Source organism: Candidatus Krumholzibacteriia bacterium, assembly GCA_035649275.1.
Classification (GTDB): domain Bacteria; phylum Krumholzibacteriota; class Krumholzibacteriia.
The window spans coordinates 1-22,696 of the sequence record DASRJW010000111.1 but is presented as its reverse complement, the minus strand read 5'-3'; the positions used below and the strand labels follow the sequence as shown (position 1 = coordinate 22,696).

At 68.4% G+C, this 22,696-nt stretch carries 21 protein-coding genes and 2 tRNA genes; 21 read left to right on the top strand and 2 right to left on the bottom strand.

Translation table 11 applies throughout. The annotated features are described in order from the left end of the window. The first annotated feature begins 3 nt into the window (after nt 1–3). From VFE28_11995 to VFE28_11905, 19 genes are all read left to right on the top strand, one after another. Nucleotides 4–576, top strand: a complete 573-nt coding sequence (locus VFE28_11995; GenBank protein HZM16714.1) for a hypothetical protein — start codon at nt 4–6, stop codon at nt 574–576. Between the two features lie 79 nt (nt 577–655). Then, nucleotides 656–732: transfer RNA gene (locus VFE28_11990), tRNA-Pro, on the top strand. A 139-nt stretch (nt 733–871) separates the two neighbouring features. Next, the gene (locus VFE28_11985; GenBank protein ID HZM16713.1) at nt 872–1,861 is read left to right on the top strand and encodes a hypothetical protein; all 990 of its coding nucleotides are present in this window, start codon (nt 872–874) and stop codon (nt 1,859–1,861) included. A 45-nt stretch (nt 1,862–1,906) separates the two neighbouring features. Beyond that, entirely contained in the window at nt 1,907–2,668 is a 762-nt protein-coding gene (surE, locus tag VFE28_11980; protein ID HZM16712.1) for a 5'/3'-nucleotidase SurE, read from the top strand. Then, complete coding sequence (locus VFE28_11975; GenBank protein HZM16711.1) at nt 2,647–3,318, top strand: protein-L-isoaspartate(D-aspartate) O-methyltransferase; 672 nt, start codon at nt 2,647–2,649, stop codon at nt 3,316–3,318. The genes surE and VFE28_11975 overlap by 22 nt, the downstream gene beginning before the upstream one ends. 113 nt (nt 3,319–3,431) lie before the next feature. Continuing rightward, nucleotides 3,432–3,508 (top strand) — tRNA-Pro (locus VFE28_11970). Nucleotides 3,509–3,548: 40 nt separating this feature from the next. After that, a complete protein-coding gene (locus tag VFE28_11965) occupies nt 3,549–4,085 on the top strand; it encodes an adenine phosphoribosyltransferase (GenBank protein ID HZM16710.1) in 537 nt (178 codons plus the stop codon). A 133-nt stretch (nt 4,086–4,218) separates the two neighbouring features. Beyond that, a complete protein-coding gene (locus VFE28_11960) occupies nt 4,219–5,400 on the top strand; it encodes an efflux RND transporter periplasmic adaptor subunit (GenBank protein ID HZM16709.1) in 1,182 nt (393 codons plus the stop codon). Continuing rightward, nucleotides 5,397–8,984 (top strand): efflux RND transporter permease subunit, encoded by a 3,588-nt coding sequence (locus tag VFE28_11955; protein HZM16708.1) that lies wholly within the window; start codon nt 5,397–5,399, stop codon nt 8,982–8,984. Before VFE28_11960 ends, VFE28_11955 begins: the two co-directional genes overlap by 4 nt. 41 nt (nt 8,985–9,025) lie before the next feature. Further along, nucleotides 9,026–10,228: an AI-2E family transporter gene (locus tag VFE28_11950; protein ID HZM16707.1), complete on the top strand. Its 1,203-nt coding sequence runs from the start codon at nt 9,026–9,028 to the stop codon at nt 10,226–10,228. A 125-nt stretch (nt 10,229–10,353) separates the two neighbouring features. Next, nucleotides 10,354–11,049: an energy transducer TonB gene (locus VFE28_11945; GenBank protein ID HZM16706.1), complete on the top strand. Its 696-nt coding sequence runs from the start codon at nt 10,354–10,356 to the stop codon at nt 11,047–11,049. 191 nt (nt 11,050–11,240) lie between these two features. Further along, nucleotides 11,241–12,341, top strand: a complete 1,101-nt coding sequence (phoU, locus tag VFE28_11940) for a phosphate signaling complex protein PhoU (GenBank protein ID HZM16705.1) — start codon at nt 11,241–11,243, stop codon at nt 12,339–12,341. A 23-nt stretch (nt 12,342–12,364) separates the two neighbouring features. After that, complete coding sequence (locus VFE28_11935) at nt 12,365–13,291, top strand: phosphate ABC transporter substrate-binding protein (GenBank protein ID HZM16704.1); 927 nt, start codon at nt 12,365–12,367, stop codon at nt 13,289–13,291. Further along, the gene (gene pstC / locus VFE28_11930) at nt 13,288–14,286 is read left to right on the top strand and encodes a phosphate ABC transporter permease subunit PstC (protein HZM16703.1); all 999 of its coding nucleotides are present in this window, start codon (nt 13,288–13,290) and stop codon (nt 14,284–14,286) included. The genes VFE28_11935 and pstC overlap by 4 nt, the downstream gene beginning before the upstream one ends. Before the next feature lies 1 nt (nt 14,287). Beyond that, nucleotides 14,288–15,193 (top strand): phosphate ABC transporter permease PstA, encoded by a 906-nt coding sequence (gene pstA / locus VFE28_11925; protein ID HZM16702.1) that lies wholly within the window; start codon nt 14,288–14,290, stop codon nt 15,191–15,193. A gap of 5 nt (nt 15,194–15,198) precedes the next feature. Next, nucleotides 15,199–15,963 carry a phosphate ABC transporter ATP-binding protein gene (locus tag VFE28_11920; GenBank protein HZM16701.1) on the top strand — a complete coding sequence of 255 codons (765 nt, stop codon included), beginning with the start codon at nt 15,199–15,201 and terminating at the stop codon, nt 15,961–15,963. Further along, a complete protein-coding gene (locus tag VFE28_11915) occupies nt 15,960–16,736 on the top strand; it encodes a phosphate ABC transporter ATP-binding protein (GenBank protein HZM16700.1) in 777 nt (258 codons plus the stop codon). The genes VFE28_11920 and VFE28_11915 overlap by 4 nt, the downstream gene beginning before the upstream one ends. Nucleotides 16,737–16,877: 141 nt before the next feature. After that, a complete protein-coding gene (locus VFE28_11910; GenBank protein ID HZM16699.1) occupies nt 16,878–18,017 on the top strand; it encodes a hypothetical protein in 1,140 nt (379 codons plus the stop codon). 26 nt (nt 18,018–18,043) lie between these two features. Then, nucleotides 18,044–18,646 (top strand): YceI family protein, encoded by a 603-nt coding sequence (locus VFE28_11905; GenBank protein ID HZM16698.1) that lies wholly within the window; start codon nt 18,044–18,046, stop codon nt 18,644–18,646. Between the two features lie 128 nt (nt 18,647–18,774). On the opposite strand, the gene VFE28_11900 is transcribed toward VFE28_11905, so the two are convergent. Then, nucleotides 18,775–19,077 carry a hypothetical protein gene (locus tag VFE28_11900; protein ID HZM16697.1) on the bottom strand — a complete coding sequence of 101 codons (303 nt, stop codon included), beginning with the start codon at nt 19,075–19,077 and terminating at the stop codon, nt 18,775–18,777. 157 nt (nt 19,078–19,234) lie between these two features. Here VFE28_11900 and VFE28_11895 point away from each other — a divergent pair, with 157 nt between their 5' ends. After that, complete coding sequence (locus VFE28_11895) at nt 19,235–21,628, top strand: arylsulfatase (GenBank protein HZM16696.1); 2,394 nt, start codon at nt 19,235–19,237, stop codon at nt 21,626–21,628. 45 nt (nt 21,629–21,673) lie between these two features. Here the strand turns inward: VFE28_11895 and VFE28_11890 are convergent, their stop codons facing one another. Then, the gene (locus VFE28_11890; protein HZM16695.1) at nt 21,674–22,120 is read right to left on the bottom strand and encodes a chromate resistance protein ChrB domain-containing protein; all 447 of its coding nucleotides are present in this window, start codon (nt 22,118–22,120) and stop codon (nt 21,674–21,676) included. A gap of 203 nt (nt 22,121–22,323) precedes the next feature. On the opposite strand from VFE28_11890, the gene VFE28_11885 reads away from it, so the two are divergent. After that, on the top strand, nt 22,324–22,696 hold a 373-nt coding region (locus tag VFE28_11885), incomplete at its 3' end, for an FAD-dependent oxidoreductase (protein HZM16694.1).

Here is a 22,696-nt window from a genome sequence, read left to right as displayed (position 1 = left end):
CGGATGCCGGTGCGGCTCCCCGTGTCCGGCGGCGGTCCACCGCCGGAACCGCCGCCGTACGGTGGTCTCGGCCACGGCGGCTGGGCCCGTGGCCGCACTTTCCTGGAGCTGGTGGAGCAGTTCCCTGGCGCTCGCACGGAGTTGGAGGCGGCGTTCGCCGGCACCGCGGCGGACGACACGAACCGCGCCTTCTTCGCCGCCTGCCGGCGACGCGTCCGCATCCTCGCCCTCGTCGATCTCGACGCCTTCGAGTCGCGCCTGCAGTTGGCGCAAGTGGAGCGTCTCTGCACCTGGAGCCGCACGCTGTGGATGCGCGCTTTCGTCCTCCGCGAGAACGTGGATCTTCGTCGGCTTTTTCCGAGCTCGGAATACCCACTCTTCGTCTTCTTCGGCGACGACGGCCGCGAGTTCGCCCGCTGGGGTCCTCGGCCGCGGGCGCTGCAGGAGGAGGAAGCCGCAGCGGTCGCGCTCACCGCAGCCGAGCGGGAAGCGTTGCGGCAGCGCTTCCATGACCGCAGCCGCGGGCGGGATCTGGCGCTGGAAGTCCAGGAACTCCTGGCAGCACACGGCGTCTGAGCCATGCCGGCAGGCTCCTTGCCCGCTCCCGGTGCTGCTGATACGATGGCCCGCGCCCGTGACCGAGCGGGCCCGTTTTCGGGGCGTAGCGCAGCCTGGTAGCGCACCTGCATGGGGTGCAGGTGGTCGCTGGTTCAAATCCAGTCGCCCCGACCAGTCCGGGGCTCCCGCGATGGGAGCCCCCTTTTTGTCTCCGCGACGCGAGCTCGCGACCGGTGGCAGCGTCGCGCCGGCAGTGGGCGCCGGTTGTGTCGGTTGCAGAGGCTCAAGGTCACGCTCTCCCCGCGAGGTCTCGATGCAACGCGCACACCACTTCAGGAAGCGCAGGCTCCTGGTGGCCACGGGAGCTTGCGCCGGCGCCGCTGCCGGCGCGTGCTTCCTCTTCGCGCCAGCGCGCCACGACGTCGTCCAGTACCTGCAAAGCGCCGCGCCGATGCCATTGCAGGTGCAAGGCAGCTGGAGTACTCCCGGCATGCCGGAGACCACGCTCCTGTCCTTGCACGACCGGTGGGGGAGCGTGGCCGCGGCACTCCGGTTTCCTCCCGGCCCGGGCCCTTTCCCGGCGCTCATCATCCTTGGGGGCCTGCGCACCGGCCGCCACGCCGTCGACCTCGCCGGCGGCGAGCATGCCATCGCCGTCGCCGCCCTCGATTGGGCCGGTGGCGGCTCCCGGCGTCTGCAAGGCCCCAGCACCCTCCTGCAACTGCCGGGGCTGCGCCGGGACCTACGGCGCACCGCGGTGGCGCTTCGCGATCTGGCGCGCTTCGTGGCGCGGGATCCGCGGGTGGATTCGACGCAGGTGTACGTGCTCGGCGCCAGCCTGGGGACACCGCTCGCAGCTGCGGTCACCGCCGCCGCCGCGCCGGCAGGGCTCGTGCTCTTGTATGGTTTCGCCGATCACGCCGCTGCCTTCGAACATCGCCTGCGAGCCAGCGTCCCTTGGTTGCTGCCACGCTGGTTGCTGGCGCAACTCGGCGCCTCACTCACCGCGGATTTCGAAGCGCGGCGCACCTTGCCGCGTGCCTGCGGCACCCCGGTCCTCGTGGTGAGTTCGCCCGAGGATGCGGCGCTGCCGCGCCGCTGCCGGGAGGCGCTTTGGACCGCGACCTGCGCCCCCCGGCAGCGGGTCGACTTGCCCGGCGGCCACATCGACGCCGGGCGCGATGCCGCGGTGTTGCAGCAGGCGACGTCGGTGATCCTCGCCTGGCTCGACGCCGTGGACACAGGCGGCGCCCCAGCGAGCGAGGCGAGTCGCGCCGCGTCGAGGCGCCGCGGCGACTTGTGAGCCCTCACGGCTTCTGCTAGCGTCGGCTGCAGCTTCGGAGTCTCGATGCGCTTCCTGCTCACCAACGACGATGGCATCCGCGCCGCGGGCCTCGCCGCGCTCGAGCGCACCGTGGCCGGGCTCGGGGAGGTCCACGTCGTGGCTCCCGACCGCGAACGCAGCGGCTCCGGCCACTCCTTGACCCTGGACCAACCGTTGCGCCTCGCCAGCCTCGATGCCACGCACCACGCCGTGTCGGGGACACCTACCGACGCGGTGCTGCTCGCGGTGGAGAAGCTGCTGCCGCAGCGCCCCGATTGGGTCCTCTCCGGCATCAACCACGGTCCCAACATGGGAGAGGACGTCACCTATTCCGGCACCGTGGCGGCCGCCATCGAGGCAACGATCCTGGGGATCCCCGCCATTGCCGTCTCCCTGGTGGGCCGGGAGGGGCTGCTCTTCGACGCCATGCAACCGCTGCTGCGCCCATTGCTCCAGGCCTTGCTGCGCTTCCCCTTGGGGCGCAATCGCCTGCTCAACGTCAACATTCCCAATCTGCCGGCCGAGCGCATCCGCGGCGTGCGCGTCACCCGGCTCGGCTCGCGGCAGTACCTGGACAGCGTCGTGGAACAGCAGGACCCGCGCGGCCGTCGATACTATTGGGTCGGCGGCACCGGGCCCGAGTGGGCAGAGGACAGCCATTCGGATGCATCGGCGGTGCAACAGGAGTATGTTTCGGTGACGCCGCTGATGATCGATCTCACCGACTACCGGTCGCTCGTGGAGTTGGAGGCGTTTGTCGAAACATGGCAGTCACCTCCGAGCTGAAACTCACGCAAGCCCGGCGGCGCATGGTGGAAGCGGTGCGCTCGGGTCGCGGCGTCGAGGACAGCCGCGTCTTGGCAGCGTTGCTCCACGTGGAGCGCCATCGTTTCGTGGAAGCGGCGCTCCTGGACAAGGCCTACGGACCCTACGCGCTGCCCATCGGTGCGGGGCAAAAGATGCCGCACCCGGATACGGTGGCGGTGATGGCCGAGGCGCTGCGGCTGCGGGGGACGGAGCTCGTCCTCGAGATCGGCACCGGCAGTGGCTACCAATGCGCGTTGCTGGCACGCTTGTCGCGCCAAGTGTGCAGCCTGGAGCGCGACCCCGAGCTCGCCGAGCGCGCCGCCGCCAACCTTCGCGCCCTCGGGGTGGAGAACGCCCGCGTCCGCGTCGGCACCAACCTGCGCTGGCCCGAACGCACGCGCTTCGACGCCATCCACGTGAGTGCCGCCGTGCCGGAGGTTCCCGGTGTTCTCTTCGACCAGCTGGCGCCGCAGGGGCGGTTGGTGCTCCCCATGGGGCGCAGCCCGCACCAGCGCCTCCTTCTCTTGGTGCGCCACGGCGAGACCGTCTCCACCGCGAACCTCGGCGCTTGCCGCTTCCAGCCGCTGCAGGGCAAGGCGGGCGGCGCGGCCTGGACAGACCCCTACTGAGCCCCTATAGTGAGCGCCCGAGGCGTGGCTCGCGCCATGCCCACGGCGGCGGCGTCGTCTTCCCGAAGCATGGACGTCCGCCCGCCCACCCGCCATCGTGAGCTTCGTGGAATCGGGGCGTAGCGCAGCCTGGTAGCGCACCTGCTTCGGGAGCAGGGAGTCGGAGGTTCAAATCCTCTCGCCCCGACCACACTTTCCGCGCCGCTTCGCACCTTGATCGGGAGGCCTCCGTGTTCGACCGCGAGCAGGTGGTGCGTCAGTTGGCCGCACGCGTGCGCTCCATTCCCGACTTCCCCTCGCCCGGGATCCTCTTCCGCGACATCACCCCCATCTTGAACGATGCGGATTCGTACCGTGCTGCCGTGGATCTCTTCGTCGAGACCTGGCGCAGCCGCGAGGTCGAGGTCTGCGCCGGCATCGAGTCGCGGGGCTTCCTCTTCGCCGCTCCACTGGCGCTCGCTCTCGGCACCGGCTTCGTCCCCATCCGCAAGAGCGGCAAGCTCCCGGCGGCGAAGTTCGAGCGCTCCTATGCGCTCGAGTACGGCACTGCCACCCTGGAGATGCACCAGGACGCCGTGCGCCCGGGGCAACGCGTTCTGCTCCTCGACGACCTCCTGGCCACCGGTGGCACGGCCCACGCCGCCTGCCAGCTGGTGGAGAGCGCCGGAGGCCGGGTGCTCGAGGTCGCCTTCCTCATCGAGCTCACCGCGCTCGGCGGACGGCAGCAGCTCGCCGGCCGCACCGTGACCAGCTTCCTGCGATACTAGATTCCGGGCGGTCCCGTCTGGGCGATGGAATCTCCGATCCTGGCACCCTGTTCAGGCTAGGATGTTGCACTAGGTGACGACCCCGCCGGTGCCGCCCCCTCGCGGCGGATGCTCCTCGTCTCGTGGAGGTGACATGGGATCGTCTCGACTCGGCGCCTGTCTGGGCTCCGCCCGGGTCGCCCTCCAAGCGGCGGTCCTCGTCGTCGCCGCCGGCTGCAGCGAGAGCCCGAGTCCCGAGGCCGCGGCGCGCACCGCCGCCGCTTCCTCCGGTCGCACACGCATTCCCCAGTTCCCCGTCGAGGTGCAGCGCGTGGAGGCGCGCGACGTGGAGTACCGCGTCGTCGCCGTGGGGTCGGTCGAAGCCTTCGAGACCGTGCAGGTGACGGCGCGGGTGCAAGGCGTCGTCGAGGCTGTGCGCTTCAAGGAAGGCGATCAGGTGCAGCGCGGGCAGGCGCTGGTGGAGATCGAGCCCGAGCGCTTCCACCTCGCCGTGGAAGCGGGCCGTGCAGCGCTGGAGAAAGCCGAGGCCTCCCACGCCGAGGCGGAGGCCGGGCTCGAGCGGCGCGAGGCGGCGGCGCAGCGCACTCCCGGCGTCATCCCGTTCGACGAGCTGGAAGCTTGGCGCACCCGCGCGCGCACTGCGACCGCGGAGGTGGCACTGGCGCGCTCCTCGGCGGCGGCCGCCGAACTCAACCTGCGCGATGCCTTCGTGTGCGCCCCGGTGGGCGGTACGATTCAGACACGGAGCGTGCAAACCGGAGAGTTCGTGCAGCCCGGCACGACCCTCGCGACCTTGCTGCGGCAGGACCCTTTGCTGCTCCGCTTCAGCGTTCCGGAGCAGGACGCGGCGCGGTTGCAACCCGGGATGCTGGCCAGCTTCATCGTGCGCGAGAGCCCGAAACCCTACACCGCTCGCATCACCCACGTTGCCGCCGGCGCCAATCCGGCCTCGCGTCTGGTGAGCGTCACCGCCGAAGTGGAGACCGCCGCCGGGGCGCCGCGTCCCGGTGCTTTCGCCGAGGTGAGCGTCTCGGTCGGCGGCGCCGCGGGAGCGGCCGTGGTCCCAGAGACCGCGGTGCGTCCGAGTGAGAAAGGCTTCCTGGCCTACGTCGTTGCCGGCGGCAAGGCGCAGGAGCGCATCGTCAACCTCGGCATGCGCACTTCCGACGGCCGGGTGGAAGTGCGCCACGGCTTGGCAGCAGGGGAGTCCGTCGTCGTCCGCGGCGCCGAAGCGTTGCAGGAGGGCGCCGCGGTGCGCGTCGTCCCCAGCGTCGGCGGCGAGGCCAGCGCCCCGGCGGCCGGAGCCGGACCATGAACCTCACCGAAGCCTGCATCCGCAAGCCCGTCCTCGCCTGGATGCTCATGGCGGCCACCATCGTCTTCGGCCTCGTCGCCGCCACGCGCATCGGCATCAGCCAATTCCCCGACGTGGACTTCCCGACCATCACGGTGAGTGTCACCTGGGAGGGCGCCGCTCCCGAGGTGGTGGAGAACGACGTGGTGGAGATCCTGGAAGAAGCGCTGGTCCAGGTGGAGGGCACGCGTTCCATCACTTCCTCCGCGCGACAGGGCCGCGCTTCCATCACCGTGGAGCTGGACCTCGCTCGCGACGTGGACCTGGCGCTGCAGGACGTGCAAACCAAGGTGTCCCAGGCCCAGCGCCGTTTGCCCCGGGATCTCGACCCGCCGGTGATCTCGAAGAACAACCCCGAGGACAACCCGATCATGTGGCTCGGCCTCTCCGGCCCCTTCCCGCCGCAGGTGCTGAGCGACTACGCCCGCTACCGCGTGAGCGAGCGGCTGCAAACGGTGCCCGGTGTGGGGGAGATCTCCTTGGGCGGCACCCTGGAGCGCAACGTGCGCCTGTGGATCGACGCCACGCGCCTCGACGAGAAGGGCATCACCATCAGCGACGTGCTGCAGGCCCTGCAGCGCCAGCACTTGGAGATGCCGGCGGGCCTCATCGAAACGGAAGGCCGCGAGGTGAACGTGCGCGTGCTCGGCGAGGCCCTCGACCTCGACACGCTGCGCCATCTCGTCATCCGCTCGGTCGCCGGCAGCCCGGTGTACCTGGAAGACGTGGCCCTGGTGGAAGACGGCTTCGAGGACCTGCGGCGGCTGTCGCGGGTCGACGGGGCACCGGCGCAGGGCATCGGGGTGCGGAAGCAGCGCGGCTCCAACGCCGTCGCCGTGGCGCAGCGCATCCGGGCGGAGATGGAGGTGATCCAGTCCACGCTGCCCGCGGGCATGGAGCTCGGCGTCAACTTCGACTCCACCCGCTTCATCGAGGATTCGGTGCACGAGATCGAGCTCGAGCTCCTGCTCTCCGTACTGCTCACCGCGGTGGTGTGCTGGCTCTTCCTGGGCTCCATCTCCAGCACCTTGAACGTGGTCCTCGCCATCCCCATGTCGCTCCTCGGCACCGTGGCGGTCATCTACTTCCTCGGCTTCACCCTCAACACCTTCACCCTGCTGGGGCTGGCGCTCGCGGTCGGCATCGTCGTCGACGACGCCATCATGGTGCTCGAGAACATCGTGCGCCACGCCGAAAGCGGCAAAGGACGAGCGCAAGCGGCGCGGGAGGGGACGGCGGAAATCACCTTCGCGGCGCTGGCGGCGACGCTGGCCGTGGTGGCGATCTTCATCCCCGTCGTCTTCATGCGCGGCGTCATCGGCCGCTTCTTCCTGCAGTTCGGCGTCGTGCTCTGCCTCGCGGTGCTGCTCTCGTACGTGGAGGCGATCACGCTGGCGCCGTCGCGCTGCGCCCAGATCTTGAGCGTGGGGCGCGAGTCACGCAGCCGGGTGGGGCGAGCAGTGGATCGCGGTTTCGAGCGCCTGGCAACCCTGTACGCCGCGGTGCTGCGCCGCACCCTGCGCCGGCGCGGGATGGTGCTGGCCGGCGCGGCGGTGCTCTTCGTCCTGGCGCTCCTGGTGCTTCGGGCCCTGCCCACGGAGTTCGTACCGTCCCAGGATCAGAGCCGGCTCATGGTGCGCATGCAGAGCGCCGTGGGCTCGGACATCCACGAGACCGACGGCTTGCTGCAGCGTGCCGAGGCGATCATCAACAACCGCCCCGAGGTGCGGCGCTGCATGGCCTCCATCGGCGGCGGTCCGGGCGGCAGCGCTGTCACCTCGGCCCAGGCCTTGGTGACTTTGGTCGACCCCGGAGACCGAGAGTACAACCAGAAGGAGTTCGCTGCCTTGTTGCGCCGCGAGCTCAACGCCATCCCTGGCCTGCGGGCGGTGGTGCAGGATTTGTCGCAGCAGGGCTTCACCGCGCAGCGCGGCTTCCCGGTGGAGTTCTCCGTACGCGGCCCCGATTGGGACAAGCTCGTGGCGCTCACCCAAGAGCAGATGCAGAAGCTGACGGCGAGCGGCATGGTGGTGGACCTGGACACGGATTACCAGGTGGGGATGCCGGAGCTGCGCATCCTGCCGAACCGGGCCCGTGCCGCCGACCTCGGCGTTTCCATCGAGGATGTGGCGACAACGCTGAACGCTCTGGTGGGCGGCGTGCGCGCCGGCAAGTACAGCAGCGGCGGCCGGCGGCTGGACGTGCGGCTGCGCCTGCTGGCCTCGCAGCGCTCCCGGCCCGAGGACATCGACCGCCTGCGGGTGCGCAGCCGTTCGGGCGAGCTGGTGCCGCTGTCGACGCTGGTCACCACCGAGGAGGTGCCGGCGTTGCAGGCGATCACCCGGCGGGATCGCGAGCGCGCCATCACGGTGACGGCGAACGTGGCGCCGGAGCACTCACAGGGCGAGGCGCTGCAGTACATCGGGCGCCTCGCGACGGGCATGCCCGTGGGCTACCGGATGGTGCTCGGTGGCGCCAGCGTGGCCTTCCACGAGTCGAAGAGCAGCCTGCTCTTCGCCCTCATCCTCGGCATCCTCGTCGCTTACATGATCCTGGCATCGCAGTTCAATTCGTTCCTGCACCCGGTGACGATTCTGACCATCCTGCCGCTCTCGGTGACCGGGGCGGCGGCAGCGCTGTGGCTGGCGGGCAAGTCCCTCAACATCTTCAGCATGATCGGTCTGCTGCTCCTCCTCGGCATCGTGAAGAAGAATTCCATCATCTTGGTGGACTACGCCAACCAGAACCGGGCCCGCGGCCTGGACGCGGCTGCCGCCATGGAAGCTGCCGGTCCGGTACGCCTGCGCCCCATCCTCATGACCTCGGCGGCGACGTTCATGGCGGCGCTGCCACCGGCGCTCGGCCTAGGCCCGGGCTCCGAGATCCGCACCCCCATGGCCATCGCCGTCATCGGCGGTCTGGTGGTGTCGACAGCGCTCAGCCTCCTCGTGGTGCCGTCGTTCTACGTTGCCGCCGACGGCGTCGTGTCCCGCCTGCGCGGGCGCTTGCACCTGCGGCGCCGAGCCGCTGCGCCGGCGCCGGACTTGCCGAGCCGCTGCATCGCGCTCTTCGCCATTGCCGCGGCGTCGCTCGCTGCTGCCTCCACCACCGCCACGCCCGGTATGCCAGGTACGGTAGGGGCCAACTGCAGTGCCAGGACGGAGGAGGCCGGGGCGGTCGAAACGGACTTGGCGCCAGAGCTGCTGAGGAGCGGCCTGGCCGCGGTGCTGCAGGGTCATGAGAAAGCACTGCAAGAGAATGCAGCAAGCGGCCACGATACCATCGTATTGCAGAGAGCGTGCGCCGGCCGGTATGGCCTCTCGCGAGAGGAGGAGCTTCGATGGCGCGCACTTCTTCGCACCACGCCGGCAGGGGCCATGGACGGATGTCGCTCGACCTGCCAGCTCGTGTTCGCCGATGATCCGCGCCTGACTGCCACCTGGCAGGCATGGGCGCGTGAGGGCGGCAATCCCATCCTGACGGTGGAGCACGGCAGCGACGGCGTGGAGCGTTGCACCTACGATGTCGTCCTCGAAGGGGAGTAGCGGTATGCCGGGCGCCCTCTTCCCGCCCTGGAGCACGAGCCATGAGCGATAGCCTCCCCGCGCCGCGCGAGCGGCGCGAGCGCCGTGGGCCCGCGGTGGCCTCGCCGTCGGGGCAGCAGGGTTTCGCCGAGCGGCCCGCGGAAACCTCCGACCGGCCCGAACCCCAAGGTGTGCAGGAGTTCCGCCGCCGGGCGCTGGCTCTCGGTTTCGGCATCATCACGCTCTCGATCCTCGCGCTCCTCATCACCATCTACGCCCAATTCGCCGAGCCCATCTTCTGGGGCTGGGCGCTCGCGGTGCTCTTCTACCCGCTGCACCATCGGGTTCTGGGCACCGTCCGCGGCCGGGCGACGCTGGCGGCGGCGCTCAGCACCCTGCTGTCGCTGGCGGTGATCTTCGTGCCTTCGATCTTCGTCCTCTTCAACCTGGTGGACGAAGTGCAGAACCTGTGGCCGCGGCTGCAGTCCACCCTCGGGCCCGATGTCTATCAGGCGATCACCACCTGGTTGGAGGACTCGCCGTTCCGCCGGCTGGCGCACTGGGTCCTGGGGGTGGATCCGGCACAGGGTCCGGTGGTGCTCGAGGCGGAGATCCAGAGGATGGCCCTCGGCCTGCAAGAGTTCTTGCTCGAGCGCCTGCGGACGCTGACACGCAGCTTGCCCGCCATGGCGATCCGTTTCAGCATCACGGTGATCTCGTACTTCTTCTTCCTGCGCCACGGACCCGGCTGGGTGCGGCAGGCACAGCAAGCGCTGCCCCTCGAGCCCGAGCACTCGCAGCGCCTCTTCTCCATCGCCGAACGCACGATCAACGCGGTGTTCCGCGGCGTCATCTTGACGGCGGCGGCGCAGGGAATCCTGGCCGGTCTCGGCTACTGGGTCGCCGGGGCCCAAGTGCCGCTGCTCCTCGCCAGCATCACCTTCATCGCCGCGCTCGTGCCCTTCGTCGGCCCCGTGGCCGTGTGGCTGCCCGTCGTGATCGGCTTGCACCTCACCGGGAGAACCGGCGCCGCCATCGGCCTCGCTGTCTGGGGCACACTCGTGGTGAGCCTGGTGGACAACGTGCTCCGCCCCTATCTCATCGGCCGCGGCATGAAGCTGCCGCTCCTCTGGCTCCTTCTCGCCATCCTCGGTGGCCTCAAGCTCTTCGGCTTCCTCGGCGTCGTGCTGGGGCCGCTGACCCTGGCGCTCGCCGCCGCCTGCTACCGCATCTATGTCGAGGGCCGCCGCCCGGCAGCACCTTGATTGGCGCAGCCGCCGATCCACGTCCCTGTCCTCGAACGACGGCCCAAGTCCCTTGAACGACGTCGGTGACCCCGTCCTGGCGTTCCACCAGGGATGGGGTATCTTTCTCGGGAGAGCGAGGGCCCATGTCCATTTCGAGGAAAGCGAAGCGGTTCCTGCGCGGGCTCGCGGGCTTTGTTGCACTCGCTGGCCTCGTTCTCCTCCTCCGCCCCGAGGACCGGCCCCCGCAAAACGCGCCCCCGGCGCTACCGCCGAGTCGCCCGGCTCCGCTCCAGGCCCCGGTGATCCCGGACCTGCAGCTCACGGAGAACATCACCTTGCGCTTGCAACCGCAGGTGGATCTTCCGCCTGAACCCCCGCCCGTGCCGCCGGAGACACCTGCCGCGCCTGCCGCGGCTCCGGCGCCACCACCGGAATCCGAGGCCCCGCCGGAGTCGCCGGCGCCGCCACCGGACTCGTCCGGCACCCCCGCTCTCGCCGCTCTGGTGCCGGAGGCGACCACGCCGGAGCAGCCAGAGCCTGCGCCGAGCAACCAGCCCCTGGAGCTTTGTCTGCGCCCGCGGATCTACAAGCACCCGAGCGTGCCGGAAAAGGTGATCCGCAAGCGCAAGATCGAGGATTCGGTGCTGTTGCAGTCGCGGGTGGGTAGCGATGGACGGGTGCACGAGGTGCGGGTGCTACGCGGCATCCCCAACTGCGACGAGTGCACCCAGAGCGCCGTCGAGGCGGCGGAGCACTTCGTCTACGACGCCCCGGTGGAAACCGGTGAGGTGTGGACCACGCCCTTCGAGTTCCTCTTCAGTTACAAATACAAACGCTAGACATCGATAGGCACCGGCCCCCCCTCGAACCTTATTTCCACCCCCGGCGGACCCCCGTTCGGCGCTTGCAGGATCTTCACTTCCGCGTCTATGGTCCCTCAGGTTCGAGCGCAACCATGACGAGCGCGGCTGGGGCGCCAGCCCGCTCCGGTCGACCGGAGGCACGCCTCCGGCCAGGGAGGAAGCGGACGATGGCGGGGCATCTCGAGGCGGCGCTCCAGCAGGACCTGGAGCAGATCCGCAGCAAGATCGTCGAGATGGGAGCTCTGGCGGAGAAGGCGGTCCGGGCCAGCATCCGCGCCGTCCTCGACCGGGATCGCCAGGCCGCCTTCGCGGTCATTCTCCGGGATCGCTACATCGACGAGGCGGAAAAGCAGCTCGACCGTCTGTGTCTCGGCTTCCTCGTCCGCCACCAGCCGGCGGCGCGGCTGCTGCGCTTCGCCTACGCCAGCATCAAGATCAACCTCGAGCTCGAGCGGGTCGGCGACTATGCCGAGGCCATCGCGCGGGAAGCGCTACGTCTCAGCCAGATCGAATCGCCGCTGCCCTTCGATCGGCTGGAACAGATCGCCGCCCTCGCCGAACCGATGCTGCACGACGCCATCCAGTCCTTCGTGAATCAGGATCCGGAGCTGGCGAGCAAGACCATCGAGGCCGACGAGACCGTGGATCTGGTGCGCGACAAGCTGATCACCGATCTCACCAGCGCCTTCCGGGACGGACAGCTGCCCTTCGAGGCCCTCTACCCCCTGATCATGGTGATCCGCCGTCTCGAGCGCGTTTCCGATCAGGCCCGTAACATCGGCATGGAAACGCTGTACCTGTGCACCGGCGAGATCGCCAAGCATCCGGGCTCGGGGGTCCTGCGCGTGCTCTTCGTGGACGAGCGCAGCTCGAGCCGCAGCGCTCTGGCTGCGGCCATCGGCAGCGCCCGCGACGAGGCGGGCTTCGTGTTCAGCAGCGCCGCCCTCGATCCGCTGCCGCTGCCGCCGAGCGCCACCGCTTTCATGGCCGCGAAGGGTCTCGACGGTCCCCGGGCGGCACCCAGGGCACTGCTCCAGCTCGACAACCTGGAGCAGCAAGACGTGATCGTCCTGCTGGCCCCCGAGGCCAAGCGCGCCTTCCCGCGCCGGCCACGCAAGGCCGTGCTTCTCGAGTGGTCGGTCGAGGACCCGAGCCTCGTCGCCGGGAGCGAAGCGGACGTGCGCTCCGCCTACGAGAGGGCCTACACATACCTGGAGACCCAGATCCGCGATCTCGTCTTGGCAATTCGTGGCAGCGGCAAGATGTGACCCAGCGAAATGGAGGTAGGGGAATGAGAGGGGAATGGTTGGCGCGCTGGCTGGGCGCGGGCCTCGCGCTCGGCATCGCCGGCGGGCTTGGCGCCTGCGGCGGTGGCGGCGGGGAGAAGGCCCCGGAGAGCGGCACCGCCGTGACGGCGACGATCCAGGTGAAGGGCTCGGACACCATGGTCAATGTCGCTCAGGCATGGGCGGAGGAGTACAAGAAGGTGGCCCCGCACGTGGACGTCGAGGTTTCCGGCGGTGGTTCGGGCGTAGGGATCGCGGCTCTCGAGAAAGGGGCGGTGGACATCGCCAACTCCAGCCGCAACATGAAACCGGAAGAGATCGAACAGGCGCAGCGGAACACCGGCAAGCTCCCCAAGGAGTTCATCGTCGGCTACGACGCCCTTGCTGTCTACGTGCACAAGGAGAACCCCATCGAGGAGATCACGCTGGAGCAGTTGGCCCAGATCTTCGCCGAAGACGGCACCGTCACCCGCTGGTCTGAGCTCGGCATCACCCTTCCCGGGGTGACGGACGACGAGATCGTCCGCGTCAGCCGGCAGTCCAGCTCGGGCACCTACGAGTTCTTCCGCGAGCACGTGCTGCAGAAGAAAGACTTCAAGCTCGGCTCCCGAGACATGAATGGCTCCAAGGAAGTCGTCGAGCTCGTCGCCAGCACGAAGACTGCCATCGGTTACAGCGGCATGGGGTACGCCACGCCGGCGGTGAAGATGCTGCGGCTCGCCGCAGCTTCCGGGGCAGCGTCCGTGGCGCCCACCGTGGCGGCGACGCTGGACAAGACCTATCCCCTGGCGCGTTCGCTACAGGTGTACACGCTCGGCGAGCCCGAGGGGGAGATCAAGCGCTACATCGACTGGATCCTCTCGCCGGCGGGGCAGAAGATCGTCGAGACCAGCGGTTACGTCCCCGTGCCTGCCGTGGCCGGGACGCAGTGACAGAGAGCGTCGGCTCGCCTCCCGGCAACGACGAACCGGGTGGCGTCCCGGCGGGGCCGGGCAGGCTTCGAACCTCGAGCGCCGCAGCGGGCGGCCTGCCGGGGCGTCCGCTCTGGGCCGTGCTCGGCGAGCGGGCTCTGGAGGTGCTGATCCGCCTCTGCGGCGTGAGCGCCATCGTTTTCGTGCTCGCGATCTTCTTCTTCGTCTTCCGTGAAGCAGCGCCCGTCCTGGTGAGCGATCGCTTCTCCCCGCTGCAGTTCCTGGGCAGCGTGGAGTGGTACCCGACCTCGGTTTCCAACGTCCGTTACGGGATCCTGGGGTTGATCGTGGGCACCGCCTGTGTCAGCGGTCTCGCGGTCCTGATCGCGGTCCCATTCAGCCTGGGGGCCGCCATCTTCGTTTCCGAGTTCTGCGGGCCGAGACTGCGTGAGACGCTCAAGATCGTGATCGAGCTCCTGGCCGCGATCCCGAGCGTGGTGTGGGGGTTCATCGGCCTGACGGTGACGAGCCGGATCATCGTCGACCTGACCGGAGCACCGGTCGGGGTCAACGTCCTGAACGGCGGTGTGATCCTGGCGCTGATGTGCATTCCCATCATCACCTCGATCGCGGAGGATGCGCTGAAGGCGGTACCGGACACCTTCCGCGAGGCTGCTTACGCCCAGGGCGCGACGCGCTGGCAGACGGTCTACCGTGTGCTCCTTCCCGCGGCGAAGAATGGTCTTCTGGCTGCCGTCCTCCTCGGCGTCGGCCGTGCTGTCGGCGAAACCATGGCGGTGCTCATGTCCACCGGCCACGCCATACACATCCCCCATGGACTCCTGGACTCGGTCCGTACCCTCACTGCCAACATCGCCGCCGAGCTCGGCGAAGCGCCGGCCCAGTCGGAACACTACCGCGTTCTGTTCCTCACCGGCGTACTCCTGTTCGTCATCACCTTCGTCATCAACCTCACCGCGGACCTCGTCGTGCGCGGCGTGCGCCGGGAGCGGTGACATGACCGACGTCGCCTTGGTACGCTTCGCCGAGACACCCTTCACCCGCAGCAAGCGGCGCACCGAGAGCATGGTGCGCCTGGGGCTGGCGGCCATGGCCACGGCGATCATCCTGCCGCTGGTGGCCCTCGTCTTCTACCTGGTGCTCAAGGCGTGGCCGTCGCTGTCCCTCGAGTTCTTGCTCGATGTGCCGCGGCGGGGCATGACTGAAGGCGGCATCTGGCCGGCCCTGGTGGGCACGGTCTACCTCGTGCTCGGCGCCCTGGCCATTTCCGCGCCGGTGGGCGTGATGGCGGCGATCTACATGAACGAGTACGCCAAAGACAACTGGTTCCACCGCACCATCAATATGGCCGTGATCAACCTGGCGGGAGTGCCGAGCATCGTCCATGCGCTGTTTGGCCTGGGGGCCTTCGTCTATGCCGCACATCTGGGCTACTCGATCCTCGCCGCTGCACTCACTCTCGCCATCATGACCATGCCGGTGATCATCACCTCGACCCGCGAGGCGCTCAATGCGGTGCCGAAGGCTTTCCGTGAGGCCTGCTGGAACGTGGGGGCGACGCGCTGGCAGACCACCCGGGGAGTCGTGCTGCCGAACTCGGTCTCGGGCATCCTCACCGGCGTCATCCTCGAGGTCAGCCGCACGGCGGGGGAGACAGCGCCGATCATGTTCACCGGCGCCGTGTTCTTCAAGGCCGTGCAGCGGGGCGATTTGTTCCCGTACTCGCCCACGGATCAGTGCATGGCACTTTCCATGCATCTCTACACCGTTTCCACCCAGGTGCCGGACGTGCCCGAGTCGTTGCCCTTCGCCACCGCCGTGGTGCTGCTCGGCACCGTGCTCGCCGTCAACGCCCTGTCGATCGCGTTGCGGCTCTGGTTGCGCGGTCGCAAGAAATGGTGAGCGCTGTGAGCGAACCCCTGCGCTGCATCGAGGTCGAGGATCTGCGCCTGTCCTACGCCGGCAAGGAGGTGCTCCACGGCATTAGCTTCGACATCCGCCGCCACGAGATCTTCGGCATCATTGGTCCCGCCCAATCGGGCAAGTCCTCGCTGCTGCGATGCTTCAACCGCACCATCGACTTCGTGCCGGGGGCCAAGGTCTCTGGCCGCATCCGCCTGGAAGGCGAGGACATCCGGCACGTCAAGGACGTCTTCGGTTTGCGGCGGCGGATCGGCATGGTGGCCCCGCTTCCCGTGGGGCTGCCGCTGTCCATCTACGACAATGTCGCCTTCGCACCCCGGGCCGCCGGGCTCAGGGCCAAGAGCCATCTGGACGACCTCGTGGAGCGCTGTCTGCGGCAGGCGGCGCTGTGGGACGAGGTGAAGGACCGGCTCGGCAGCCTGGGGACGGCGCTCTCCGGCGGCCAGCAACAACGGCTCACCATCGCCCGGGCACTGTCGCACCAGCCGGAGATCCTCTGCCTCGACGAGTTCTCCATCGCCATCGATCCGGTGACGACGATGCGCATCGAGGACGTGCTCAAGGAGCTGCGGCGCGACATCACCATCGTCCTCGTCACCAACCTGGTGCAGCAGGCGCGCCGGCTGGCGGATCGCACCCTCTTCCTGTGGAAGGGGGAGATCGTCGAGGTGGACCGCACCGGGGTGATCTTCTCCGACACGCCGCGGGAACGCCGCACTTACGAGTACGTGAGGGGGATCTTCGGATGAGCCCGACGGGCGAGTTCTCCATCGTCACCCGTGAGCTCAATCTCTGGTACGGCACGTTCCAGGCCCTCTACGACGTCTCCATCAGCCTCCGGCACCGGCTCATCACCGGCCTCATCGGCCCCTCGGGGTGCGGGAAGACGACGCTGCTCCGCTGCTTCAACCGGGTGAACGAACGTTACAGCTACGTGCGCACCACCGGGTCCATCGACATCCTGGGGCAGGACATCTACGCTCGGGAAGTTTCCCTCGTCGAGCTGCGCCGGGCCGTCGGCATGGTCTTCCAGCGCCCCAACCCGTTGCCGCTCTCGGTGTACGAGAACGTCGTCTTCGGCCTGCGCCTGCACCGGCCACGGCGCGACTTCAGCCGCGGCGACCTGGACGCTGCCGTGGAGATGGCGCTCACCGACGTGGGCCTGTGGCGGGACCTCAAGGATCGGCTGCATGTCCGGGCCACGGGCTTGCAGCTCGAGCAACAGCAGAAGCTCTGCATCGCCCGGCTCATCCCGCTCAAGCCCGACGTCATCCTCATGGACGAGCCCTGCTCCGCCCTCGACGTCGAGGGCACCCGAGCCATCGAGGAGCTCATGCTCGCCCTTAAGGAGCACTACACGCTCGTCGTCGTCACCCACAACATGGCGCAAGCGCGCCGGGTGAGCGACGAGTGCGTCTTCATGCTCCTCGGCAAGGTCGTCGAGCACGACCGCACCCAAGACCTCTTCCTGAGCCCGAAGGACCCCAGGACCGCCGAGTACATCGAGGGCCGCTACGGTTGACTGGATCCGGAGAGCCGCTCCGCGCTAGACTCCCGGCTCCTCGACCCCGGGGAGCAGCGACCGCCGGGCCCGGTAGCGCTGCACCTCTGCAGCAGAGTGGGCCACGGAACGGGGGTTGCTTTGTTGCCACGGACCCGTTGGATGGCGTTCTGTCTCGTTTCCGGCCTCGCGCTCGTGGCGAGTCAGGCTCGTGCGGTGCCGCGCTACTCGGCGCGCTACGGCCAGGACTGCAGGCTCTGCCACCACAATCCCACCGGCGGCGGTTTGCGCAGCCTCTATGCGAGCCAGTATCTCGTGCCCGCCGAGATGGTCATGCTCCGCTTGGCGGAGGAGAAGAGAGCGAAGATCCAGCCGCAGGTCTCGGAGAGCATCACCCTCGGCACCGATATCCGCATGGTGCACCACCGGGCGGACCGGGACCGCGAGCCGCCGGAGCTCAACTTCTTCGAGATGCAGGGTGACGTCTACTTTCGCTTTCAGGCGGACGAGCGCTTCTCCGCCTACCTCGATCGAGGCCTCTCGGAGACGCGCGAGCTCTTCGGTCTCGCCTACATCCTGCCCTGGACGGGTTACGTGAAGTTCGGCCGTTTCATCCCCGACTTCGGCTGGAAGTTCGACGACCACCGGCAGTTCACCCGCGAAGGCAAGACCGGCGACGACCTGCTCGGCGATCTTTTCTTCGACCCGCCGGCGAACACCGACGTGGGCATCGAAGCCGGCATCGCCCCGGGCGGCTTGGCGCTCACCGCTTCCGTGTTCAACGGTACCCGCGGTGTCGCCTTCGACCTCGACGATCAACTCGGCGGCGCGGCCCGGGCCCTGTACCGCTTCCACCTCGGCCCCGTGGGCGTGGGAGCGGGCGGCTCCTATTGGTGGAACGAGGAGAACACCAGCCGGCGGACGGCAGGGGGACCCTTCGGTTACCTGCACCTGGGGCGTTTCACTTGGGTCGGGGAAGTGGACTGGTCGAAGCTCGACCCCGCCGAGTTGCGCCCGGCGCCCATCCCGCCCGGAGCCCCGCGCACGGCGCTGCTCACCTCGCACGAACTGGGGGTGCAGATCGTCCCGGGGCTGGATTTCCGGGCCGTCTACAACTATGCCGATCCCGACATCGATCACGACACGGGATACCGCGTCAAGACCGGCGGCGGCCTCGATGCGCTGGTGTCGCCATTCTTCGGCATCAGCGCCATGGTGCACGCCTACCGGAACGAGCCGGGAGCGGACGTCACGGAGCTGACCTACACTCAGTCCGAGATCGTGCTCCACCTCTTTTACTGAACCAAACCCCTGGTCTGGAGATGTCGATGCGAATCCTCACCCTCGTGGCAGTGCTGCTCGCCAGCTCGGTGCACGCCGCCGCTGCCGCCAGCTTCCGCATCCAGCCGGGAAAGCCGAACCTGGTGCGCTTCGTCTCCAAGGCGCCGCTGGAGACCTTCGAAGGCAAGACCACCGAGGTGCAGGGGCAAGTGGCTCTCGATCCCGCCGCTCTCGGCGACAGCATCGACGCCGTGGTGGAGGTGGATCTCGCCTCCTTGGACACGGGGCTCTCGCTCCGCAACAAGCACATGCGAGAGAATCACCTGGAGACCAAAAAGTTCCCCAAGGCCATCTTCCGCGGCGGCAAGATCTCCGAGCTCTCGCGCCCGAACCTCGAGGCCGGACAGAAGACGACCTTCGTCCTCGCCGGCACCTTCGCCCTGCATGGGGTGGAGAAACCGCTGAACGTGCCGATCGAGCTGAGCCCCGAGCCCGTCGAGGGAAGCTCCGGACTCCGCATCACCGCCCGCTTCTCCGTCGCACTCGCGGATTTCAAGATCTCGCGACCCAGCTTCCTCGTCATGCAGCTGCAGGAAGTCCAGCAGGTAATCGTAGAGCTCGTGGCCACGTCTGCCGCCCCGGGCCCGTAGCAAAAGGCGGCCCGGCAGGCGCGGCCGCCCAGGCGTTGCGAGCAGTCGTACGCACCTCGAGCCGAGGAAGGTACCGGCGCTGCATCTCGCTGCACCGCACGAGCGGTCGGCATTGGCGGAGTGCGCGTCTAGGCGGCCAGACGTCTCGCCGCCGCGATGGCGGCACGGATCCCGCGCTGGGCCCGGATCCGCTTCACCTTGGCCTTCTGTGTCGGCTTCAGGCCACGCATGGTGCCCATGTAGCGTCCTTGGAGCTTCAAGGCGGCGCGCTGCGCCGTAGTGAGCCGGCGTTTGCGGCGCGGCTGGCTTCCGTTGGTGCTGCCGGCAGCGGCGAGAACCGGCGCGATGCGGTCGAACGAGCGCACCAGCAGGCGCAAGGCCTGGCGCAACGAGCGTAAGTCCGCGGCTAATGCGGCCTTGGATCTTGGCATGGGGACTCCCTCCCGCGAAATAGTGACCGGCGGGGCAATATACCATACGAGGCCAATCCACCGCGTCGGGGCAACCATTGTGTTACGCTGCCGCGACCAGCCCGCCAATGGCAGCTGGCATTCATTCCATCCAGGAGACAAAGGAGACTCAAGAGGAATGCACACACAGCGCATGCGGAGCGTCCTTTGCAGGGTGGCCGGCGGGGGAGCGCTGGTCGCGGCCTGCTCCTTCTCTGGCGCCGTTGCGGCTGCCGAGGAGCTGAACCGCACGGTTCTGCCCATCCCCGAGCCGGAGTCGAAGCCGATCACGGAAATGGATGCACGCAAGGCCACGGCGCCGCCACGGTTCGAGGTCAAAGCTCCCGCCGGGGCGCCGAACGTCCTGATCGTGCTCATCGACGACATCGGCTTCGGCCATGCGAGCGCCTTCGGGGGTCCGATCCAGATGCCGACGCTCGAGCGTCTGGCGAGCAGCGGGCTGCGCTACAACCGCTTCCACACCACGGCGCTCTGCTCGCCGACGCGAACCGCCTTGCTCACCGGCAGGAACCATCACGTCAACAATGCGGGCGCCATCATGGAGCTGGCGACGAGTTTCCCCGGCAACACCGGGGTGCGGCCGAACAGCATTGCGCCGCTCGCGGAGATCCTGCGTCTGAACGGCTACAGCACCGCCGCCTTCGGCAAGTACCACGAGACCGCCCCCTGGGAGGTCTCCGTCTCCGGCCCCATGGACCGCTGGCCCACCCACTCGGGCTTCGACAAGTTCTATGGCTTCATCGGCGGCGAGACGAACCAGTGGGCGCCGGCGATCTATGACGGCACCATCCGCGTCGAGGCCCCGCATCGCCCGAACTACCATTTCACCACCGACATGACCGATCAAGCCATCGCCTGGGCGCGTTTCCAGCAGGCGATGACGCCGGACCGGCCGTTCTTCATCTACTTCGCCACCGGCGCCACCCACGCTCCCCACCACGTGCCGCGGGAGTACATCGAGCGCTACAAGGGCAAGTTCCAGGAGGGCTGGGATCGCTTGCGGGAGCAGACGCTGGCCCGGCAGATCCAGCTAGGTGTCGTGCCGGCGGGAACGAAGCTGACACAGCGGCCCGCCGAGATCCCCGCCTGGGATTCGCTCTCGGAGGAACGCAAGCGGCTGTTCGCGCGGCAGATGGAAACCTTCGCCGGCTTCGGCGAGCACACTGACCACGAGATCGGCCGGCTGCTGCAGGCGATCGAGGACATGGGGGAGCGGGAGAACACGCTGGTGTTCTACATCGTCGGCGACAACGGCTCGAGCGCCGAGGGCGGGCCGGATGGCACCTACAATGAGATGCTGGCGCTGAACGGCATCGTGAGCGATGTCGCTTCGCAGCTGCCGCACCTCGAAGAATGGGGAGGGCCGAGCACGTTCCCGCATTTCTCCGTCGGCTGGGCCTTGGCCGGCAACACGCCCTTCCAATGGACGAAGCAGGTGGCCTCGCACTTTGGCGGCACCCGCAACCCGATGGTGATCTCCTGGCCGGCGCGGATCCGTGGCGCCCATGGCGAGGTGCGCTCCCAGTTCCATCACGTCATCGACGTGGCGCCCACGGTGCTCGAAGCAGCAGGCCTCCCGGAACCGACGCAGGTGAACGGCAGCCAGCAGCGAAAGATGGACGGCGTGTCGATGCTGTACACCTTCGACGCTCCGCAGGCCCCGGGCCGGCGCACCACCCAGTACTTCGAGATGTTCGGCAACCGTGCTATTTACCACGAGGGCTGGGCGGCCGTCACGCGCCACAGCATTCCGTGGCTGATGGCTCCACTGCCGCCGTTCGACCAGGACCGCTGGGAGCTCTACGACATCGAAGCGGACTTCAGCGAAGCGAACGACCTGGCGGCGCAGAATCCGCAGAAGCTGAAGGAGCTGCAGGACCTGTTCGCGAAGGAAGCGATCCGCAACCACGTTTTCCCCCTGGACGACCGGCGCGTCGAGCGCTTCGACGCGTCGATCGCCGGCCGCCCGGACCTGATGGGGCCGCGCACCTCGCTCACCTTGTACGAGGGGATGACGGGCATCATGGAGAACGCCTGCATCAACGTGAAGGGGCGCTCCTACGCGGTGACCGCCGAGGTGGAGGTGCCGCGAGGCGGGGCGAACGGCGTCATCATCGCCCAGGCGGGCCGCTTCGGCGGCTGGAGCCTGTACATGAAGGAGGGCAAGGTGCACGAGGTCTACAACTTCGGTGGCCTGGAGCGCTCCACGGTTTCCTCACCCCAGGCGCTCGCGCCGGGCAAGCACACCGTGCGCTACGAGTTCGTCTACGACGGCGGCAAGCCCGGCTCGGGCGGCACGAGCCGCCTCCAGGTGGACGGCAAGCCGGCAGGCGAAGTGCGCGTGCCCCGCACCATGCCGTTCGCCTTCTCCGGCGACGAGGGCGCCGACATCGGCATGGACAACGAAACACCGGTGACCGAAGCGTACAAGGAAGGCGACAACAAGTTCACCGGCAGGATTCTCAAGGTGACGGTGGAGACGCAGCCGCCAACTCCGGCGCAGGCGCGCTAGCCCGGCGAGGGCGGACATCGCCACACCGGGACGACCCGGTCGTCTTCAGGGCTTGGAAACGCCGGTGCGCTTCTGCAGTGCGGCGTAGAGCGCGTCGTAGAGGAAGGACGCCTTCTCGACCGTCTCGTGGTCGTCCCGGGCGACGAGGGGGAAGCCGCGGGAGATGGCGACCAGGCCGGCGGACTCGGGGGTCATGTCCACGTGCTCGGCGAAGTCGGCGCCGTGGACGATCCGCGCCATCGCGACGAGGGCTGCATCCTCGGCGCGGTGTTCCTGGACGAGAGCCTCGAAGGAACAGCGCCCGTGGTCATCGGCGTGTGGATAGCGGGCGCCGGGGGCATCGAAGCCGATCGCGCCGCGCTCCCGCTGCACGGCGGCTACCGCCTCCGGCTCCACGAAGAGGAACTCTGCTTCCGGGTCGACGAACCGCCGGACGAGCCACGCCGTCGCCGCCCGATTCACCTGGATGCGCTTGCGTGTGACCCACAACATTGCTCACCCCTTCCGTGTCTCGATTCTCGCTCTGGGATCCTACCGCACCTCCGTTGTCGACAGGAGACTACTTGACTAATCTCAAGTGTCACTCGAAGTTACGCGTGCGTGACGAGTAGGTGCGGGGCGTCGAAGGTTTCGCCGCCTCTGCGGGAGTCCGCTACACTGCAGGCAATCGCCAGTCAGGAGCCCAAGGAGCCCGCGTGGACGACTCGAGCCGCTTCGATTTGGCCGTCATCGGCAGCGGCCCGGCGGGGCAGAAAGGCGCCATCGCCGCGGCGAAGCTGCAGAAGAGGGTCGCCCTCGTCGACCGCGAGGAGATGATCGGCGGCGTCTCCTTGCATTCCGGCACCATTCCGAGCAAGACGGTCCGTGAAGCCATCCTCTATCTGACCGGCTTTCGTCAGCGCTCCTTCTACGGCCAGAGATACACCTTGAAGGAGAACATCTCCATCCACGACCTGGCGTTCCGTGTGCAGACCGTGAAAGAACGGGAGAAGGCGGTGGTGGAAGACCAGCTGAGGCGCAACGGCATCACCATCTTCCACGGGCAGGCGCGCTTCCTCGACCCGCATC

Coding starts and splice junctions, on each gene's coding strand:
- VFE28_11995 (HZM16714.1), top strand. CDS start 4: ATGCCGGTGCGGCTCCCCGTGTCCGGCGGCGGTCCACCGCCGGAACCG.
- VFE28_11985 (HZM16713.1), top strand. CDS start 872: ATGCAACGCGCACACCACTTCAGGAAGCGCAGGCTCCTGGTGGCCACG.
- surE (HZM16712.1), top strand. CDS start 1,907: ATGCGCTTCCTGCTCACCAACGACGATGGCATCCGCGCCGCGGGCCTC.
- VFE28_11975 (HZM16711.1), top strand. CDS start 2,647: ATGGCAGTCACCTCCGAGCTGAAACTCACGCAAGCCCGGCGGCGCATG.
- VFE28_11960 (HZM16709.1), top strand. CDS start 4,219: ATGGGATCGTCTCGACTCGGCGCCTGTCTGGGCTCCGCCCGGGTCGCC.
- VFE28_11955 (HZM16708.1), top strand. CDS start 5,397: ATGAACCTCACCGAAGCCTGCATCCGCAAGCCCGTCCTCGCCTGGATG.
- VFE28_11950 (HZM16707.1), top strand. CDS start 9,026: ATGAGCGATAGCCTCCCCGCGCCGCGCGAGCGGCGCGAGCGCCGTGGG.
- VFE28_11945 (HZM16706.1), top strand. CDS start 10,354: ATGTCCATTTCGAGGAAAGCGAAGCGGTTCCTGCGCGGGCTCGCGGGC.
- phoU (HZM16705.1), top strand. CDS start 11,241: ATGGCGGGGCATCTCGAGGCGGCGCTCCAGCAGGACCTGGAGCAGATC.
- VFE28_11935 (HZM16704.1), top strand. CDS start 12,365: ATGAGAGGGGAATGGTTGGCGCGCTGGCTGGGCGCGGGCCTCGCGCTC.
- pstA (HZM16702.1), top strand. CDS start 14,288: ATGACCGACGTCGCCTTGGTACGCTTCGCCGAGACACCCTTCACCCGC.
- VFE28_11915 (HZM16700.1), top strand. CDS start 15,960: ATGAGCCCGACGGGCGAGTTCTCCATCGTCACCCGTGAGCTCAATCTC.
- VFE28_11910 (HZM16699.1), top strand. CDS start 16,878: ATGGCGTTCTGTCTCGTTTCCGGCCTCGCGCTCGTGGCGAGTCAGGCT.
- VFE28_11905 (HZM16698.1), top strand. CDS start 18,044: ATGCGAATCCTCACCCTCGTGGCAGTGCTGCTCGCCAGCTCGGTGCAC.
- VFE28_11900 (HZM16697.1), bottom strand. CDS start 19,077: ATGCCAAGATCCAAGGCCGCATTAGCCGCGGACTTACGCTCGTTGCGC.
- VFE28_11895 (HZM16696.1), top strand. CDS start 19,235: ATGCACACACAGCGCATGCGGAGCGTCCTTTGCAGGGTGGCCGGCGGG.
- VFE28_11890 (HZM16695.1), bottom strand. CDS start 22,120: ATGTTGTGGGTCACACGCAAGCGCATCCAGGTGAATCGGGCGGCGACG.